Below are 18,454 nucleotides of genomic sequence, written 5' to 3'. Positions count from 1 at the left end.
GATCACTTTTTTAACATACCATTCTATCCTTATAAAGGACTCTATTTTAAATTCGTATTACACATCTAATGTTTCTTGTCCTAGCTCTTCGGCTTCTTCGCTAACTGTTTCGTCTAGTTTATAATGAGAACGAATCGCCTGGCGAATTGCATCCATTATTTCCTCATTTTCTTTTAAAAACTGCTTTGCGTTTTCTCTTCCTTGCCCAAGTCTTTCACCTTCATAGGAATACCACGCACCACTTTTTTGAACAATATCTAAATCGGATCCGATGTCTAGTACTTCTCCTTCTTTCGAAATCCCTTCTCCATACATAATATCAACCTCTGCTTGCTTAAATGGAGGTGCTACTTTATTTTTTACTACTTTAATACGCGCTTTATTTCCAACCATATCGTTTCCTTGCTTTAATGTTTCCGCACGTCGTACTTCTAATCGAACGGAAGAATAAAACTTAAGCGCACGACCGCCTGGCGTTGTTTCAGGGTTTCCAAACATTACCCCTACTTTTTCACGAATTTGGTTTATAAAGACAGCCGTCGTTTTCGATTTATTAATCGCTCCAGAAAGCTTTCTTAACGCTTGTGACATGAGGCGGGCTTGTAATCCAACGTGTGAATCACCCATTTCTCCTTCAATCTCTGCCTTTGGAACCAGCGCAGCTACTGAGTCGACAACAATAATATCAACAGCTCCACTTCGAACTAAAGCCTCTGCGATTTCTAACGCTTGCTCTCCTGTATCTGGCTGAGATAAAAGTAACTCTTCAATATCTACACCAAGTGCTCTTGCATAGGTAGGGTCTAGTGCATGCTCTGCGTCAATAAATGCCGCTTGCCCACCAGTACGCTGTGCTTCAGCAATTGCATGAAGTGCAACGGTCGTTTTACCAGATGATTCAGGACCATATATTTCAACAACACGACCTTTAGGATATCCACCAATTCCAAGTGCTACATCTAATGCTAAAGATCCACTTGAAATAGTAGCTAGCTTCTGGTTTGCCTGTTCACCCAATTTCATAATCGAACCTTTTCCGAACTGTTTCTCTATTTGTCTTAAAGCCATATCTAACGCTTGTTTTCTATCACTCAACGAGACTACCTCCTTAAATTAGCTATCTATATCATACATGTTTTATTTTCGTTTGCCAAGATAAAAAACGAATAAACGTTCTTATTTTTAAGCCGCTTTACATATTATTTTCTAGTTTCTCTTTGTCAAAAGAATGTTTTTAGATTTGAAAAATGAAGTAAAAATTCATTTTACGTACTGTGAACTAGAAGCTAGTTTTGAGAATGATGCTTTACGAATTCAATTAGTAGCTCAAAGCCTTTTCGAGTCGCGCGACTTCGAACAGCTTCTCGATCGCCAATAAACGTAGCTTTCTCCGTTCGAATTGTTCCATTAATATGAAATAAACTTATGAAAACAGTTCCTACCGGCTTCCCTTCCAAACTGTCTGGTCCAGCGACACCTGTAAAACTTATCCCGATCGAAGCATCAAGCACAATGGCTGCCTGTTTTGCCATTTCTTCTGCACACTGCTGGCTTACCGTTCCATATGCTTCGATAGTTTCATTGGATACCCCAAGTACCTTTTGCTTAATTTCCGAATCATAGCACACAATCCCGCCAGGACAAACTTTGGACGCGCCTTCCACAGAAATTAGCTTTTCTGTAAACATTCCGCCTGTTAAGCTTTCAGCAGCACCAATTCGCATTTGCTTATCTCGAAGCAAGCTAACTGCTCGTTGTTCGATTGTTTCGTGCTCCATTCCTATATAATATGGACCGACTTTTTCTAATACCCGTCTTTTTGCTTCTTCCAAGCGTGCATTTGCCTTTTCAATCGAATTTTCTTTTACCGTAAGACGAATAACAACACCGTCTTTTTGAGCCAACGGCGCAATCGTTGGATTACTTTGATGGTGAATTAATTCGAACAACTCGTGTTCTAGCTTTGCTTCACCTATGCCACTAAATCGTAATATCATAGATTGAATAACTGTATCCGTTCCAGTAAGCTTTACGATGTATGGAATGACCTCATTCGTAAACATCTGTTTCATCTCACTAGGAACACCAGGGAGGAAAACCCATGTTTTCCCCTTATATGGAACAATCATTCCTGGTGCCATTCCAACGCTATTTTTTAAAACATGTGCTGTAGAAAATACGTTTGCTTGTTTACGATTATTTGGAGTCATTTCCGTCTGCTGCTTTTCAAAGTATGCCGATATACGATGCAATGCTTCTGTAGCTTCCTTCATTTCTAAATTACTTACTAATTGGAATGCTTCTCTCGTTAAATCATCCTCTGTAGGACCGAGCCCCCCTGTTACAATCACAATATCGGAGCGTGAAGATGCCTGGCGAAAGGTCGTTTCAACCCGTTGTAGATTATCTCCTACTACTGCATGAAAATGTACAGTAATTCCATACTTAGCAAGCTGTTGAGAGATCCATTGCGCGTTTGTGTTTGCAATTTGTCCTAATAGCAATTCTGTTCCTACCGCGACAATTTCCGCCTTTACATTTTTCATTTTTTCGAATCCTTCATTACATGCCAGTTTTTCACAAAATAATCATAGCCTGAAAGAACGGTAAAGAACAATGCAATATAAAGCATGATCTGTGCAAAAGGAAATCCGAGATAAGAAAAAGGGAAATTTTGTAATAACAATGTAGCGATTGCGATCATTTGACTTGCTGTTTTTAGTTTTCCTAGTTTACTTGCAGCTAGTACAATTCCTTCGCCTGCAGCTACTAACCGAAGTCCTGTCACAGCAAATTCTCTACTAATAATTAAAATAACAACCCACGCAGGTGCCATTCCAATTTCAACAAGTAGAATAAATGCCGCTGATACTAAAAGTTTATCTGCTAACGGATCTAAAAATTTACCTAAATTTGTTACAAGTTGATATTTTCTAGCATAATATCCATCTACCCAGTCGGTTAATGAAGCAACGATGAATATTAAAGCAGCTACAAAGTAAGATATCGGTAATTCCGTCGTTCCTATATCCCATTTTCCCCAATCAAATGGAACACTCATTAAAATAATAAAAATAGGGATAAGCATAATTCTTGATATAGTAATTTTATTTGGTATATTCATCTTATTTTCCTCCTGAAGTCATAAGGTACAAAACCCTTCCATCAATTTACCATCAGGAAGGGTTTTGTATACTTATTCATTTTCACTCAAAATATTCACCCATATTTTTTGAAATACATTTTCATTTACATCTACTGGATACGTTAGTTCGACGCCATTAATCTTAATTGTTAAATCGGGCGCACTTCCAACCTTAAAGAAGACCTTTTCTTCTCCGGTTATATCGATCTCAAGCGGGGATTGATCTGAAGCGAAATTATTGCTATAGAATGCTTTTCCATCTCCATTATTTACATCCAGCCATGTATTCCCGCTTGCTTCTAAGGTTACGATGACTTTTTCCCCGGGGTTGCGCAATTCAAACGTTGATTCCGGAACACTTCCTGTCCCTTCTTCCACTAAAGTCAACTCTGAAGTTTCTTCAGATGTGTCCGTAGATTGATCGTTTGACTCAGTTGAATCACTTGATTCGGTTTCGGAATCCGCTTCGTCAGTATTTTCCGTTTGATCATTAGCGGAGGTATCTTCTTGTCTATATACTTCATCATTTCCATTATCCTTTTCTATCGGCTCGCCTCCATCGCTTCCTACGGCCTTCTGAACGAAAAACCAGGCAGCAAAAACAATGCCGATAATTAAAACAACAACGATAATCGTAGGAATAAGGGAAAAGATTGCATTACTTTTTGTTGGACGATGATCCTTGCGAGAACGTTGAATATGTGTGTACTCCGTATCACGATCCTCTTCTGGTGATGGAATATCATCTTTATATTCATCCATTAGCTCTTGTGCGTTTAAACCAACAGCAGCAGCGTATTCCTTTATGAACGCACGTGCATAAAATTTCCCAGGCAAAATACGAAAATTCTCTTCTTCAATTGCCACTAAATATCTTTTTTGAATTTTTGTCGTTTCTTGCAAGCTATCCAGTGAAATGTCTTTTTGTTCCCTGGCTTCCTTTAATCTTGCTCCTATTCCCATAAATAACACCATCCAATTTAAAAATCAAACATTGAAAGCCCATTTCCTTGCTTAAATTGTGTGCCATCTACTTCTTGATACGTAATTTCTTCTTCTAGATGGCTTCGTAATTCAATTATGTAATCAAAATCATCCATCGTATACTCTGTTGCCTGCACAAAAATATCTGGATGTTCCACAACCTTTATCGCAGGAAGCTGCATAATCTCCCTAATCAGTTGCCAATGCTTTTCATTTGCCCGTTGTTTTGATACGATTCCGTCAATAATATAAATATTATCAGGGCTATATTCACCCTTAATCAATTGGTCTCGAATCGTTTGCTTAAGTAGTGTGCTGGAGACAAAAATCCATCGTTTATTGGCACAGACACTTGCAGCAACTACTGATTCTGTTTTTCCGACGCGAGGCATCCCTCTTATCCCAATAAGTTTATGTCCTTCTTTTTTATAAAGCTCTGCCATAAAATCTACTAATAACCCTAATTCATCTCGTACAAAACGAACGGTTTTCTGATCATCACTATCCCTATGGATATATCTCCCATGTCGAACAGCGAGCTTGTCTCGAAGCTTTGGCTTACGTAGCTTTGTAATTTGGATTGTATCCATTGTTTGCAGAATCGATTTGAGTCTTTGAATTTGTTCATCTTTCCAACATAGAAGTAGCATCCCTCTTCTTGCATTCTCTACCCCATTAATTGTAATAATGTTAATTGAGAGCATTCCTAATAATGAGGAAATATCCCCTAACAAGCCTGGTCGATTTATTTGAATTTCATATTCAAGATACCATTCGGTACGCTTCTCCATGTATATCCCTCATAATATTTGCTCATTTAATGTTACCTAATCAGCACAGTAATTGCAATTATATCTATATAATAAATGATTTTTACATAAGTTTAAAGCAGATTATAGGATAAATGTAAAATAATTTAATTTTAAGTAAAAGAAGCCGTATATAAATACAGCTTCTTTGACATCTGCTTATTTGTTTTGGACAAGTTTTACCATAGCGCTCGCAATTGCATGCTGTTCTTCCTCAGAAGCAGCATTCCATAATTCTCTTAAAACAGCTTGCTCTTCATTTTTGGCATCTACACTTTGCGCTAAATAATCACCAATTTCATATGCAACATTGGTTATTGTTTGCTGTGACATGCCTTGATTTTGAGCTTGCTCTAATCGATTAGATAAAAAGTCCTTCCACGTTTCGAAATTTTCCAGAATCGACATATCCATTCCTCCTTCAATTTTTACATGTTTAGTATTTGAATTTTTAACGTGTTTATGCATCGTTACTTGAAGGAGATGTCTTGAAATGTAAAAATAATATTAACACAACACTACCATCCACCATTTAGCCGAATTATTTCTCCATGGATATAACTTGAAGCATCACTAAGCAAAAAACAAGCAACTTCCGCAACATCCTTCGGGGTTCCTGCGCGCGTTAATGGAATTTCGTCGATTATAGTATTCGTTTCTTCGACAGACAGCTGGCTGTTCATTTTTGTAGCAATAAACCCTGGACTAATCGCATTGACCAATATCCCGCTTGGTCCAACCTCTTTTGCTAACGCTTTTACAAAACTATTTTGAGCACCTTTAACAGTTGAATAAAGCACTTCATTACTCGCTCCAACCTCACCCCAAATAGAGGTAATCAGCATGATTTTTCCTGTTTTACGGCGGATCATCTCAGGTAAAAAATGCTGAACAATTAACCAAGGGGCTTTCACGTGAATAGACAACATTTTTTCCATTTCTTTTTCTGTAGTATCTTGAAACAATCCATAATGTGCGATTCCACTAGCGAAAACAATACAGTCTACCGGATACGCTACATTCATAAGCAGTTTTGTGACATCCTTGTCTAAAGATAGATCCGCTTGATATGTTGCAAGGATCGTTTCCTTATCAACCTTATCCATTATTTCATTTATTCTTGTTAAATTATGGTTGTAATGCAATAAGAGCTGATAGCCTTCTTCAACAAGCTTCAACGCAATTGCACTACCTATATCACCACTAGCACCAATTATTAATACATTTTTCCCCACCATTTTAGCTACTCCGATTCAATCGTACAAACAGATAAGCGATCTTTTTCAATCCAATTATTTAAAAAGCCGTTCACTTCTTCTGCTGTGATTTTTTGTATTTCTGGAATAATATCAAACAAATCAACTCCGACCATTTGATAATGCGTATATTTATTTGCAATAAACTCTAATGAATTCATCGCTCGTAGCATTTGACCGATCTTTTTCTTCTTCATTCGTTCGACATCTTCTGTAAGCAATGTAGCTTGCTGTGTACTTAGTAATAATTCTTTGACCCGATTTGCAAATTGCGCAGGCGTTCGTGTATTTCCACCGATTAACGTATAGCCAAAATTTTTGTCTAAATTGGTTTCTACATAAAAGCTCTCGTCAATTAGATTTTCATTATATAATGCTTGATAAAATGGGCCACCCTTTGAAAAATAATGTGTAACGATCATCTCCTGTAACAAATCTCTTTTTAAAAATGGAATTCCATGCAATGTGTCAACGGATTCTTTAATTCCGACTGTACATTTTGGAATTGACACTGGCATGTGAATCGTATAATCTTCCATTGCAACAGTACGGGATTCGCTTGGATAGTCTCGTTTAATCTCCTCTAAGCTAGCAAATTCTTTAGCTGCTTGATTTTCTTTAATAAGTGCAATCATATTATCTGGATTGAAATTACCTGCAACAAACAAATACATGTTTTCTGGATGATAAAAGGTGCGATAACACGTATATAAGTCATCCTTTGTAATCGATTGAATCGACGGAACCGTACCTGCAATATCAATAAGAACGGGATGATTTTGGAACATCGCTCGAATTGTCCCCATAAATGATTGCCATTCCGGTTGGTCATCATACATATTAATCTCCTGTGCTATAATTCCTTTTTCTTTTTCCACAGATGCCTCAGAAAAATATGGTTCTTGAACAAAGTCTAGAAGAATCGTTACATTTTCTTCAATATGATTCGTAGCAGAAAATAAATATGCAGTTTTCGTAAATGAAGTAAAAGCATTTGCTGAAGCACCGAGTTTACTGAAATCAGAAAACACATCTCGATCCTCTTTCTCAAAAAGCTTATGCTCGAGAAAATGTGCAACCCCTTCAGGTACTGTTACCTTTTCATCACTCCCTAATGGTGTAAAGGTTTGATCGATGGAGCCATAATCTGTTGTAAATATACTGTATGTTTTTGACATCGTTTCCTTCGGCATGAGCGACACGGTTAGTCCATTTGGCAGTGTTTCAGAATAAATGGTTTCGTTAATATAATCATAATGCTTTTTATGCATTCGTCACGTCCTCCTCACCAGTTAACAAGTAAATCGTATCCTCTTGAATATTAGAAGCAACATGAATCACTTGCTCGATCGTCGTTGCTTTAATTTGTGCAATTAATTCATGTGGTGAAAGTGATCGATTAGCGATAACCTGTTGGTATAGAAGCTCCATCATTCCTTGAGGATGATCCATTGTTTCAAGCAACTGATTCATGATCTGCTCTTTTGCTTCTTCCATATCTTCTTCGGTAAATTTTCCTTCCTTCATTGCTGTCATTTGTTGCTCCATAATTGCTCTTGCTTTCTTATAATCCTTAGAGGTAATTCCGCTAAATACAATTAACAGCCCTTTATGGCTTTCAATTCTTGATGCAGCATAGTAAGCAAGACTATTCTTTTCACGCACATTAATAAATAGCTTCGAGCTTGGAAAGCCACCAAAAATGCCATTAAAAACCTGAAGAGCAGCATATGTTTCATCACGATACGTACAATTTGTACGATAACCTATATGTAACTTTGCCTGCTGAATGGGTTGTTTTTCAATTACTTCTTGTGGTTCCCTGTTCAAATCTCTATTTTGGGACGTATTTGTATTCTCCAACTTCTCATACTCATTATTTCCTGAATCCGTTCTAACAAAAGATGCACGAAAGAATTCTTGCATTTTGTTCGAATCAAAGTCACCCATAATATAAATATCCATATCATCTTCCATTAATAACTGCTCATAGTAATGATATGTGTTTTCAGGTGTCAACTGCACTAAATCTTCTTTATACCCATGCACATGTAGTCCATACGCTTCATCAACACACATTTCATCCATTAGACGCATATTCGCATATGCAAGCTTATCATCTGTAATTGCTGCTATTTTTTCTTTTAATGTTTCTTTTTCACGTGCAAACACTGTAGGTTCAAAGCCGATGCCTTTCATGTTGGGCTGAAAAATAACTTCATACAACAGATTGATCGCTTTTTCTACAATATCGGTTTCCTGCTGAATAAATTTTTGATTCGCTACTTCAAGACGATAACTAATAATGTGAAAATCGCCCTTTTTTGCACCGTCTAAAGATAATACCGCTCCATATAAATCATCTAATGCGCTTTGCAGCTGTAACCTCGTTGGATATCTACGCGTTCCTTGCTGTAATACGTATGGAAGTAATGCACGTTTCGTTATCGTTTCTCTTTCTAAAGGTGCTTTCATTTTTGCAACGATATTTATTGTTTTAAACTTTTCATTCGGAATTAAATGCAAGGTATATCCATTTTCCTTAATAACTTGCTCTTGAATTTGTAACATATTGCTCCCACCTTCACAAAATGTCTTTAATAACTAATTGCTAACCTTTAGTTTGCTCGAAAAAATAAAACATAATCAATAACCTATATGTTAATAATAACCGCTTGATAATATTCATTCATCCATAGTTTACCATCTACAATAGGACATTGCTATTCGTATACAGAATAAATCTCCCTAGACAAAAAGAAAAAAGCTTGGTTCCTCTTTAAAGGGAAACCAAGCTCTACGATTCATTTTATTATTATCTGCTTCCTTTAATATATGGAAGTCCATTTGCTTTTGGTGCATCTGCACGGCCAATCAAACCTGCCAAAGCTAGAATTGTTAACACATATGGTGCAATTAACAAGAAGATTTGTGGCACATCCTGTAATAATGGAATACCTGAGCTTACAACACTTAAGCTTTGTGCAAAGCCAAAGAATAACGCTGCTCCCATTGCTCCAAGCGGATGCCACTTACCAAAGATGACCGCTGCTAGGGACATAAACCCTTGCCCAACAATGGTTGAATGCGAAAAGTTAGAAGCAATCGTTAAAGCAAATACAGATCCTCCAAGACCGCCTAATGCTCCAGAAAGGATAACGGCTATATAACGCATTTTATAAACATTAATTCCGTTTGTATCCGCAGCCATCGGATGTTCTCCAACTGCACGTAGTCTTAAACCGAATGGCGTCTTATATAAAACATACCAAGCGATTAACGCGACGAAAATCGCTAAATAAGAGGTTAAATAAATCCCCTTGAAGAACATTGGACCGATAATCGGGATTTCTGATAGGAACGGAATATCTGTTGTGAAAAATGGTTGCGAAACCATATCTGTTTGTCCTTTTCCGTACCATTGCTTTGTTAAAAACACACCAATTCCAAGTGCTAAGAAGTTAATAGCAACTCCACTTACAACCTGGTCAGCACGAAATGAAACCGATGCAACAGCATGAATAATAGAGAACAACGCGCCAATAATCGTTGCAACAATTATTGCTATCCACGGTGTCCATGTACCGAACACATCAGCAAATGTAAGGTTAAATACAATCCCTACAAAAGCTCCCATGACCATTAATCCTTCTAGTCCGATGTTAACAACACCTGATCGTTCACTAAATACGCCACCTAATGCTGTGAATATTAACGGGGCTGAAAAGAATAGCGCTGTCGGGATAATGGATTGTAAAATATCAATCATTTATTTCCCCTCCTTCGTAAAGCGAAGTAAAGCCCATCGAATAATATAGCTTGATGCTACAAAGAAAATGATTAAAGCGATAATAATATCCACCAGCTCCGTCGGAACACCTGCACCTGTCGGCATTTCCAAGGCGCCCTGCTTCAACGTTCCAAACAAGAACGCGGCAAGCACTACTCCTAACGGTGTATTTGCACCTAAAAGCGCAACCGCTATCCCATCAAAACCAACATTGGAAAAGCTAGACATGACGGATATATTTCCAAACGTACCGAGTCCTTCCATCGCTCCAGCTAAGCCTGCAAACCCACCAGCAATTACCATGGCTAAAATAATATTTTTGCTTACATTCATTCCAGCATACTTTGATGCGTGCTTATTATAGCCAACTGCTTTAAGCTCATAGCCTAATGTTGTCCGCTCCATAATAAACCACATAATAACTGCTGCAAATAAGGCAATTAATATCCCGTAATGCACACGTGAAAAATAAGTAATACTTTGGAGCCACTCACTTGCTAACGATGCAGATCCATGAATGGTTTCCGTTGTTGTCTTTTGTTCTGTCAATACATTACGAATAATTTCGTTCGTTGTAAAAAGTGCTATATAGTTCATCATAATCGTTACGATAACTTCATGCACACCAAGCTTTGCTTTTAACAGTCCAGGGATGAACCCCCAAACCGCACCAGCTAAAATCGCTGCAATGATAGCAAGTGGTAAATGAATAATCATTGGTGCATCTATTGCGATACCTACCCAAACAGCAGCTAACCAACCTACAATAACTTGTCCTTCTGCACCAATATTAAATAAATTAGCACGAAATGCGAATGCTACTGCCATCCCTGTTAGGATATATGGTGTACTTCTACGTACTGTTTCACCTAGTGTATAGGCATCACCAAATGCACCATTCCATAATGCAGCATAGCCAGCGATTGGATTATGCCCAGAAATGAGCATAATGATTGCTCCGACTAATAATCCAAGAATTACAGAAATAATGGGAACTAATATCCCGAATAACTTATTGTTAGACGTCATTCTGAATCACCCGCCCTTTTCGCTTGACTTCCAGCCATTAACAACCCTAATTCCTGTTCATTTGTTTCTTCTGGCTTTAAGTTAGCAACGATCTTCCCGTCAAACATAACGGCAATTCGATCACTGACATCTAAGATTTCATCTAATTCAAATGAAATTAGAAGTACAGCTCGTCCTTTATCACGCTCTTCTACAAGCTTTTTATGAATGAATTCGATAGCCCCAACGTCAAGGCCACGTGTTGGCTGTGCGGCAATAAGTAAATCAGGGGACCTGTCGACTTCCCGACCGATAATCGCTTTTTGCTGGTTCCCACCAGATAATGCACGAGCCTTCGTAAATTCACTTGGAGTTCGAACATCATATTCTTCAATAAGTTCTGTAGCTTTTTTATAAATTTCTTTATGATTTAATATACTTCCTTTTGAATATGGTGATTGATAATACGTTTGCAATACCATATTCTCACCAATCGTATAATCAAGAACAAGTCCAAATTTATGTCTATCCTGTGGAATATGACCGACACCACTTTCCGTCACCTTTCTTGGATTAAGGTTCGTAATGTCTTTATTATTTAACTTGATCGTTCCTGAACCTGACTTTCTCAGACCAGTAATTGCTTCAATTAGCTCGGATTGTCCATTCCCATCAATCCCAGCAATGCCGACAATCTCACCAGCTTTTACTTCTAAGTTTAACCCTTTAACTAAATCTACTTTTCTAGCATCCTTTACATGCAAATCCTTGATATCGAGCACAACTTCCTTCGGTTCTGCTGGCTGCTTTTCAATTTCAAAGCTAACATCACGTCCTACCATTAATGATGCAAGCTCATGGACATTAGTTTCTGAGATGTTTACAGTACCAATGCCTTTTCCTTTGCGAATAACAGTACAACGATCACTTACTTCCATAATTTCTTTTAGTTTGTGGGTAATTAAAATGATTGATTTACCTTCTTTAATCAAAGAACGCATGATATCCATTAGCTCATTAATTTCCTGCGGTGTTAATACAGCTGTCGGTTCGTCAAAGATTAATACCTCTGCTCCGCGATAAAGCGTTTTTAAAATTTCCACTCTTTGCTGCATTCCAACCGATATGTCACTTATTTTTGCTGATGGGTCTACCTTTAGTCCATAACGATCAGATAACGCTTGAATTTCTTTTTCCGCTTTTTTAATGTCAATTTTCCCAGTCTTTGATTTTGGTTCACTACCTAAAATGATATTTTGTGTAACTGTAAATGGCTCAACCAGCATAAAGTGCTGATGCACCATACCGATGCCTAATTCATTCGCAATGTTGGGGTTAGTAATATTTACTTTTTCACCTTTTACTTTAATTTCACCTTTTTCAGGCTGGTACAACCCAAACAAAACATTCATCAAGGTTGACTTTCCGGCACCATTTTCTCCTAATAAGGCATGGATTTCGCCTTTTCTTACTTGGATCGTAATATTATCATTTGCAACAATCCCCGGAAATTCCTTCCGAATATTCAGCATCTCGATCACATATTCCACAAAAATTCACCCCTTTTATATAAATTATTTTTTTGAAAAATCACCAAATGAAAAGGCTAAATAGCTTACTTATCCTCTTCATTTGAAGATTTTGTCTAAACTAATTTGATAGGAGCGGAGCAATCCGCTCCTACCAATCCAGAATTATAGTGCTTCTAAAAATGCTTTTGTTTCTTCACGAGTTTTAGGAACTTCTACGTCACCGTTAAGAATTTTTTCTTTCCATTCGTTAACAGCGTCGATGATATCTTGTGTCATTGCATCACTGTTCGTTGTTGCTACAGCGATCGCATCATCTTCAAGACCATACTCTAACAATTCTCCACCATGAGATTCACCGTTCATCGTTTTGTTAGAAACGTCTTGAACAGCTACGTCTACACGTTTAACCATAGATGTTAGTGTAATGTTATGGTCACCGATTTGTCCTTCTTCATGCTGGTCACGGTCTACACCGATTACCCAAATATCACGGTCAGGATCATTTTGCTTAATATCTTTTGCTTGGTTGAATACGCCGTTACCAGTACCACCAGATGCATGATAAATTACATCGAAACCTTCATTAAACATATTAGATGCAATGATTTTCCCTTTATCAGGTGCACCGAAAGATTCAGCATACTGTACTTTCACTTCGATATCTGGGTTTACAGATTTAACCCCAGCAATAAAGCCAGATTCAAATTTGTTAATTAAAGGTGAGTCAATTCCACCGACGAAACCAACTTTGTTTGTTGTTGTTTTCTTAGCAGCAGCAACACCTACTAGGAATGAACCTTGATGCTCTTTAAATGTAATGCTTGCTACGTTTGGTTGTTCTACTACATCATCTACAATCGCAAATTGTGTATCTGGATATTGCTCAGCTACTTTAGCGATATCTTCTTTTAGTTCAAAGCCAATACCGAAGATTAACTTATAGTCATCACGGATTAAACGCGTAAGGTTTGGCATATAATCTGACTTGTCATTTGATTGTGCATAATCAAAGCCATTGCCTTTTTCTAGGCCATTTTCTTTACCAAATGCTTGAAGACCTTCCCAAGCAGATTGGTTGAATGATTTATCATCTACGCCACCGATATCAGTAACCATTGCTGCACTGAAATCAGTTTCTTCAGATTTTCCTGCATCTCCTGTTTTACCTTCGTCTTCTTTTTTGTCATCACCAGAGCCACCGCAAGCAGCCAAGAAAAGACCTAAGCTTAACAATACAGCTAGCATGACAAACAGTTTACTTTTCTTCATGTTAATTTCCTCCCTTTTTTTATTGCTTATTTTTAACCTGTATTTCCCATTTATACCTTACTGCTTTGGCAATCACCTCCCAAAAGCGTTTATTGAAACCCCTTACATACGCTTCCGCAGAACATGGAAACTAAACATATCTGATCGAAAGTAATTTGCAGAATATAAAACTGGCTCATCCTCTTCTGTATAATGCATTTGCTTTAATAATAATAAAGATTGCTCAGGATCGCAGTTTAATATTTCAAAAATTCTACTGTTATAGCTTACTGGCTCAATAAATGTAACAGCGTATGTGACGCGTTTATTTGCATGTTCCTCCATAAGTTTAAACAAAGAATCTTTTTTATTCACGAATTCAATCGGGATAAGCTTTTCCGGAATTTTATCTACACAAAAAACAACTGGTTCATTATCCGCTGTTCGAACACGTTCAATTTGGATTAAGTTATGTACATTCTTTGGTGCGAATTTTTTTCGTTCATCTTCTGTTGCTTCAATAATCTCGGTTGATATATACTGTGATCCAGCAACTTTATCAGATTGTTCAATCATATATGTAACACTTGTTAATTGCTCGATACCAGAAGAAAAAATTGGCTTTTGGTTCACAAATGTGCCAACGCCATGCCTTCTTGTAACCACGTTATCTTCCTCAAGTATTCGTAACGCTTCCCTTAATGTAGCACGTGATACACCAAGCTTCTTCGATAGCTGAAACTCAGAAGGCAGCTTTTCTTTTTCTCGATATATACCGCTTTCAATATCTTGTTTAATTTTATCAATCACTTGTAAGTACAAATGACGTGAATCCGCTTTAATCGACATGACATCCCCCCTCCTGACAAACATGTAAGAGATCTGACCTCTGACGTATGACTATCTTTCGTTATTAACTATACCATTTATTAAAAAATAAATAAATAGTATTAGGTAAAAGTTCTTAAAAAATTCACCGATTCTTGTCAATAATTGTCGTCTAAGCATTGCTATACTAGCATTTTAATGGAAAGTAATAATGTTCTCCTAATATTAAAATTTGCAATCATTCCATTCCATGTTTCATGGATGAGCCAATCTCGCGTTCAAAACATAAAAAAGACAGTATCTTGAAGCATGAATCCATACTGTCCTTGTTATTCATCTATTACTAGAATTTGATCTATTATTTGCGTATTCTGCAATTGCCTTATAATCACTTGTTTGAGACTCCATACCTCTACTGGATATGGAGTCTCGCTAGATTAGATACTATGACATTTTTTCTTCACTTGTTTGAGAAATTAATACAACTCTCGGTTTACTTCCCTCATATGGGCCTACAATTCCTCGTTCCTCCATTGCATCAATTAATCTAGCTGCTCTTGTATAACCAACACGAAATCTGCGCTGTAGCATGGAAACACTAGCACTTTGCATTTCTAATACAAGTTGAACTGCATCATCATACAATTCATCATCCACTTCATTGACGACTTCATTATTGTCCTCTGGAATCATCTCTTCTTGATAGGTTGCTTTTTGCTGTTCAATACAATGATCCACAACTCGTTCTACTTCTTCATCCGATAAAAACGCGCCTTGAACTCTAGTAGGCTTAGATGCTCCCACAGGTAAGAATAGCATATCGCCTCTTCCTAATAGCTTTTCAGCTCCCCCCATATCTAATATCGTTCGTGAATCCGTTTGGGAAGAAACACTGAAAGCAATTCTAGAAGGAATATTCGCTTTAATTACCCCTGTTATAACATCTACAGACGGTCTTTGTGTTGCAATGATTAAGTGGATACCAGCAGCTCGGGCCATTTGCGCTAAACGTGTAATGGCATCCTCTACATCACTAGACGCAACCATCATTAAATCAGCAAGCTCATCAACGAGAACGACAATATAAGGTAGGTTCGGTTGTTCTTCTTCGTTAATTATATTTTGTTTACGAACATACTCATTGTATCCTTCAATATTTCTAGTACCTGTATCAGAAAAAAGCTCATAACGTCTTTCCATTTCTGCAACTACTTTTTTCAACGCTCGCGATGCTTTCTTCGGATCCGTTACAACCGGTGCGAGTAAATGTGGAATTCCGTTGTAAACATTTAATTCAACTTTTTTCGGATCAATCATCATCATTTTAACCTCATGCGGCTTAGTTCGCATCAAAATGGTCGTAATTATGCCATTCACACAGACACTTTTTCCGCTACCGGTTGCTCCAGCAATTAATAAATGTGGCATTTTATTAAGCTCTGCCATCACTGCTTCACCAGAAATATCCCTACCTAGGGCAAATAATAGCTTAGAAGCAGAATTCCCCATCGTACTGTCAAGCACCTCGCGCAATGATACCATAGCAACTTCTTTATTTGGCACCTCAATCCCTACTGCAGACTTTCCTGGAATTGGTGCTTCTATACGTAAATCCTTTGCAGCAAGTGCTAGTGCAAGGTCATCGTGAAGTCCAACAATTTTACTTACTTTCACACCTGCTTCAGGGTAAATCTCATACTTCGTTACTGCTGGTCCAACATGAACCTTCGTGACTCTTGCTCTAACTCCAAAGCTATGAAAGGTTCGCTCTAGCTTTTTAACGGTTGCTTGAATTTGTGATTTTTCCTGTTGTTGAGAGCTGTGAGCTGGTTCAGCTAACAAATCTAAAGCAGGAAGTTCATAATCGTGATTTTCAGTCTCGGTCATAGGCATCGAATGATCGGTCACCTCTGTCTCCATATCATCTTCTGCCTTCCTTTCTGACTTCGATTGCTTTCTATCGTTTTCCATCGTGTGATAGGCTACATCCGTAAATTCCTGAATAACAGGCTCTGTTTCTGGAAGACTATCTGCCATCGATTCGGACATAACAATATCTGGTTCTTCATGCTCTGTTTTTTCTTTTCTATTATTCTTCCACTTTGCAAACTGTGCTTTCATCTTACTTGCAAGTTTTTTTAATCCTTTAGAGAAAAAATCCCCAATTGAAAATTCCGTCATAAAAATAATTCCAATTAAAATAGAAAATACGGCAACAATCTTTGCACCGGTAAATGAAAACAAATAATAGCAGAATACTAGAATGACTGCACCAACCATTCCTCCACCTGTTTGCATGGCTACTCCATTTTCATTCACATATAAAATAAAGCTATCCCAAGTCGCTTGAATAATAGAACTGTCCGTTGCAAACACTTGTAGGCGTTCAAGTGTTTGAATATGTGTTAATAACAGGACACCCGCAAACATAATATAAAAACCAATCATTTTTTTATGTGTAAAATAAGGGTAACGTCGCTTTACTAATAAGAAGACCCCTGTAATTAACAAATAGATAGACGCAATAAAATACCAGATTCCGAAGAAAAAACGAAAAATATTCTCAAGTCCTCCTGGTATTGCTCCATCACTAATTGCACTAGCTCCACTCCCGAAGATTGCTAGAAAAATAAATAGCAAACCTAACAATTCAAATTTCACTTTTTGTTTTAATTTATTCTTTCTTTTCTTTCTTTTTTTAGCCATTTTTTCACCTCTATTAACTAGGCAATTATACATGAATAATAAACCCTTGCCGACCACCTGGCAAGGGTTACCTATTTAAAATTCTTCTATTAGTATATCATAGTTCGATCATTTGTTCCTGTTATTTTAAAATCGTTCCAGGAGAAAATCCATCATTTAGAAAATCCTGTGGGTCAGAGGAAAGCAATTGCAGTACTTGATATGTTCCATCTTGATTATCTTCGACATATATCATTTTTCCCTGATAAGACACACAGTGACGGTGCTGAAACTTTTCTTCTTCTACCGGGAATATTTCAGAAGCAGAAAGTGGTGTATACAAGATCATTGGATTACCTCCTGATCTGTTTTAGTTGTATTGATTAGCTCATTTACTTTTTGTAAAGCTTCTTTTACTCCACCAACTCCATCAATCAAACCGTATTCTACCGCATCTGTACCAACAACATTTGTACCAATATCTCTTGTTAAGTTTCCTTTTGCAAACATTAAATCTTTAAATTTTTCCTCTTTAATATTAGAATGACTGACCACAAATTGAATGACACGATCCTGCATCTTGTCCAAGTATTCAAAGGTTTGCGGTACCCCAATTACTAATCCGGTTAGCCTTATGGGATGAATCGTCATCGTTGCAGTTGGGGCAATAAATGAATAATCAGCAGCAACTGCGATTGGCACACCAATCGAGTGTCCACCCCCTAAGACGATAGAAACGGTTGGCTTGGATAAAGAAGCGATCATTTCAGAAAGTGCTAAGCCCGCTTCAACATCTCCACCAACTGTATTAAGCAACAGGATAAGTCCTTCTATTTTCGGGTTTTGTTCAATAGCTATTAATTGCGGCAACAAATGCTCATATTTTGTTGTTTTGTTTTGCGGAGGAAGCTGAATATGTCCCTCTACTTGTCCAATTACAGAAAGCACATGAACATTGGAATCTGGTGATTGCGGAATATTTGTTTGACCGAGTTGTTGGATTTTTTGCACTAAGGAAGAGGCTCCTGATTGTTCCTCCTGTGGTTGCTCTTCGTTCTTTCCATTATCTTTATCCATTGTATGAACACTCCTTCTAGATTGACATCACTATAAACTAGTTTGTCCACGATAGAATGTTCCATACAAACTATTCTAGAAAAGAGATTATC

Annotated in this window: 17 protein-coding genes; all 17 read right to left on the bottom strand. The window is 37.5% G+C overall.

Annotated elements, in window-relative coordinates:
* Window positions 1-57: 57 nt before the first annotated feature.
* Complete coding sequence (gene recA / locus QBK89_RS05475) at window positions 58-1,095, bottom strand: recombinase RecA (protein WP_284140021.1); 1,038 nt, start codon at window positions 1,093-1,095, stop codon at window positions 58-60.
* Window positions 1,096-1,286: 191 nt separating this feature from the next.
* Window positions 1,287-2,546, bottom strand: a complete 1,260-nt coding sequence (locus tag QBK89_RS05470) for a competence/damage-inducible protein A (RefSeq protein ID WP_284140020.1) — start codon at window positions 2,544-2,546, stop codon at window positions 1,287-1,289.
* Window positions 2,543-3,124 carry a CDP-diacylglycerol--glycerol-3-phosphate 3-phosphatidyltransferase gene (gene pgsA, locus QBK89_RS05465; RefSeq protein ID WP_284140019.1) on the bottom strand — a complete coding sequence of 194 codons (582 nt, stop codon included), beginning with the start codon at window positions 3,122-3,124 and terminating at the stop codon, window positions 2,543-2,545. Before pgsA ends, QBK89_RS05470 begins: the two co-directional genes overlap by 4 nt.
* 72 nt (window positions 3,125-3,196) lie before the next feature.
* On the bottom strand, window positions 3,197-4,108 hold the full coding sequence (locus QBK89_RS05460) for a helix-turn-helix domain-containing protein (protein WP_284140018.1): 912 nt from the start codon (window positions 4,106-4,108) through the stop codon (window positions 3,197-3,199).
* A 17-nt stretch (window positions 4,109-4,125) separates the two neighbouring features.
* Window positions 4,126-4,920, bottom strand: a complete 795-nt coding sequence (locus tag QBK89_RS05455) for a DUF3388 domain-containing protein (RefSeq protein ID WP_284140017.1) — start codon at window positions 4,918-4,920, stop codon at window positions 4,126-4,128.
* Window positions 4,921-5,097: 177 nt separating this feature from the next.
* Entirely contained in the window at window positions 5,098-5,346 is a 249-nt protein-coding gene (locus QBK89_RS05450; protein WP_284140016.1) for a DUF3243 domain-containing protein, read from the bottom strand.
* Window positions 5,347-5,456: 110 nt separating this feature from the next.
* Window positions 5,457-6,176, bottom strand: coding sequence for an elongation factor P 5-aminopentanone reductase (gene ymfI, locus QBK89_RS05445; protein ID WP_349774621.1), 720 nt, complete (start codon window positions 6,174-6,176; stop codon window positions 5,457-5,459).
* A gap of 5 nt (window positions 6,177-6,181) precedes the next feature.
* Window positions 6,182-7,465 (bottom strand): EF-P 5-aminopentanol modification-associated protein YfmH, encoded by a 1,284-nt coding sequence (gene yfmH / locus QBK89_RS05440; RefSeq protein WP_284140015.1) that lies wholly within the window; start codon window positions 7,463-7,465, stop codon window positions 6,182-6,184.
* On the bottom strand, window positions 7,458-8,765 hold the full coding sequence (gene yfmF, locus QBK89_RS05435; RefSeq protein WP_284140014.1) for an EF-P 5-aminopentanol modification-associated protein YfmF: 1,308 nt from the start codon (window positions 8,763-8,765) through the stop codon (window positions 7,458-7,460). Before yfmF ends, yfmH begins: the two co-directional genes overlap by 8 nt.
* 244 nt (window positions 8,766-9,009) lie before the next feature.
* Window positions 9,010-9,963 carry an ABC transporter permease gene (locus QBK89_RS05430; RefSeq protein ID WP_284140013.1) on the bottom strand — a complete coding sequence of 318 codons (954 nt, stop codon included), beginning with the start codon at window positions 9,961-9,963 and terminating at the stop codon, window positions 9,010-9,012.
* Complete coding sequence (locus tag QBK89_RS05425) at window positions 9,964-11,013, bottom strand: ABC transporter permease (RefSeq protein WP_284140012.1); 1,050 nt, start codon at window positions 11,011-11,013, stop codon at window positions 9,964-9,966.
* Window positions 11,010-12,542 (bottom strand): ABC transporter ATP-binding protein, encoded by a 1,533-nt coding sequence (locus QBK89_RS05420; RefSeq protein ID WP_284140011.1) that lies wholly within the window; start codon window positions 12,540-12,542, stop codon window positions 11,010-11,012. Before QBK89_RS05420 ends, QBK89_RS05425 begins: the two co-directional genes overlap by 4 nt.
* Window positions 12,543-12,686: 144 nt before the next feature.
* Window positions 12,687-13,793 (bottom strand): BMP family lipoprotein, encoded by a 1,107-nt coding sequence (locus QBK89_RS05415; RefSeq protein ID WP_284140010.1) that lies wholly within the window; start codon window positions 13,791-13,793, stop codon window positions 12,687-12,689.
* Window positions 13,794-13,895: 102 nt separating this feature from the next.
* A complete protein-coding gene (locus QBK89_RS05410) occupies window positions 13,896-14,621 on the bottom strand; it encodes a GntR family transcriptional regulator (RefSeq protein WP_284140009.1) in 726 nt (241 codons plus the stop codon).
* A gap of 423 nt (window positions 14,622-15,044) precedes the next feature.
* Complete coding sequence (locus tag QBK89_RS05405) at window positions 15,045-17,306, bottom strand: FtsK/SpoIIIE family DNA translocase (RefSeq protein WP_284140008.1); 2,262 nt, start codon at window positions 17,304-17,306, stop codon at window positions 15,045-15,047.
* Window positions 17,307-17,427: 121 nt separating this feature from the next.
* On the bottom strand, window positions 17,428-17,634 hold the full coding sequence (locus tag QBK89_RS05400) for a YlzJ-like family protein (protein ID WP_284140007.1): 207 nt from the start codon (window positions 17,632-17,634) through the stop codon (window positions 17,428-17,430).
* Window positions 17,631-18,362: a ClpP family protease gene (locus QBK89_RS05395; RefSeq protein WP_284140006.1), complete on the bottom strand. Its 732-nt coding sequence runs from the start codon at window positions 18,360-18,362 to the stop codon at window positions 17,631-17,633. Before QBK89_RS05395 ends, QBK89_RS05400 begins: the two co-directional genes overlap by 4 nt.
* Between the last annotated feature and the right edge of the window lie 92 nt (window positions 18,363-18,454).

Source organism: Virgibacillus sp. LDC-1 (assembly GCF_030137545.1).
GTDB lineage: Bacteria > Bacillota > Bacilli > Bacillales > Amphibacillaceae > LDC-1.
Note: the sequence above shows the minus strand (reverse complement) of the source record. Positions and strands in the feature narration are given on the sequence as shown.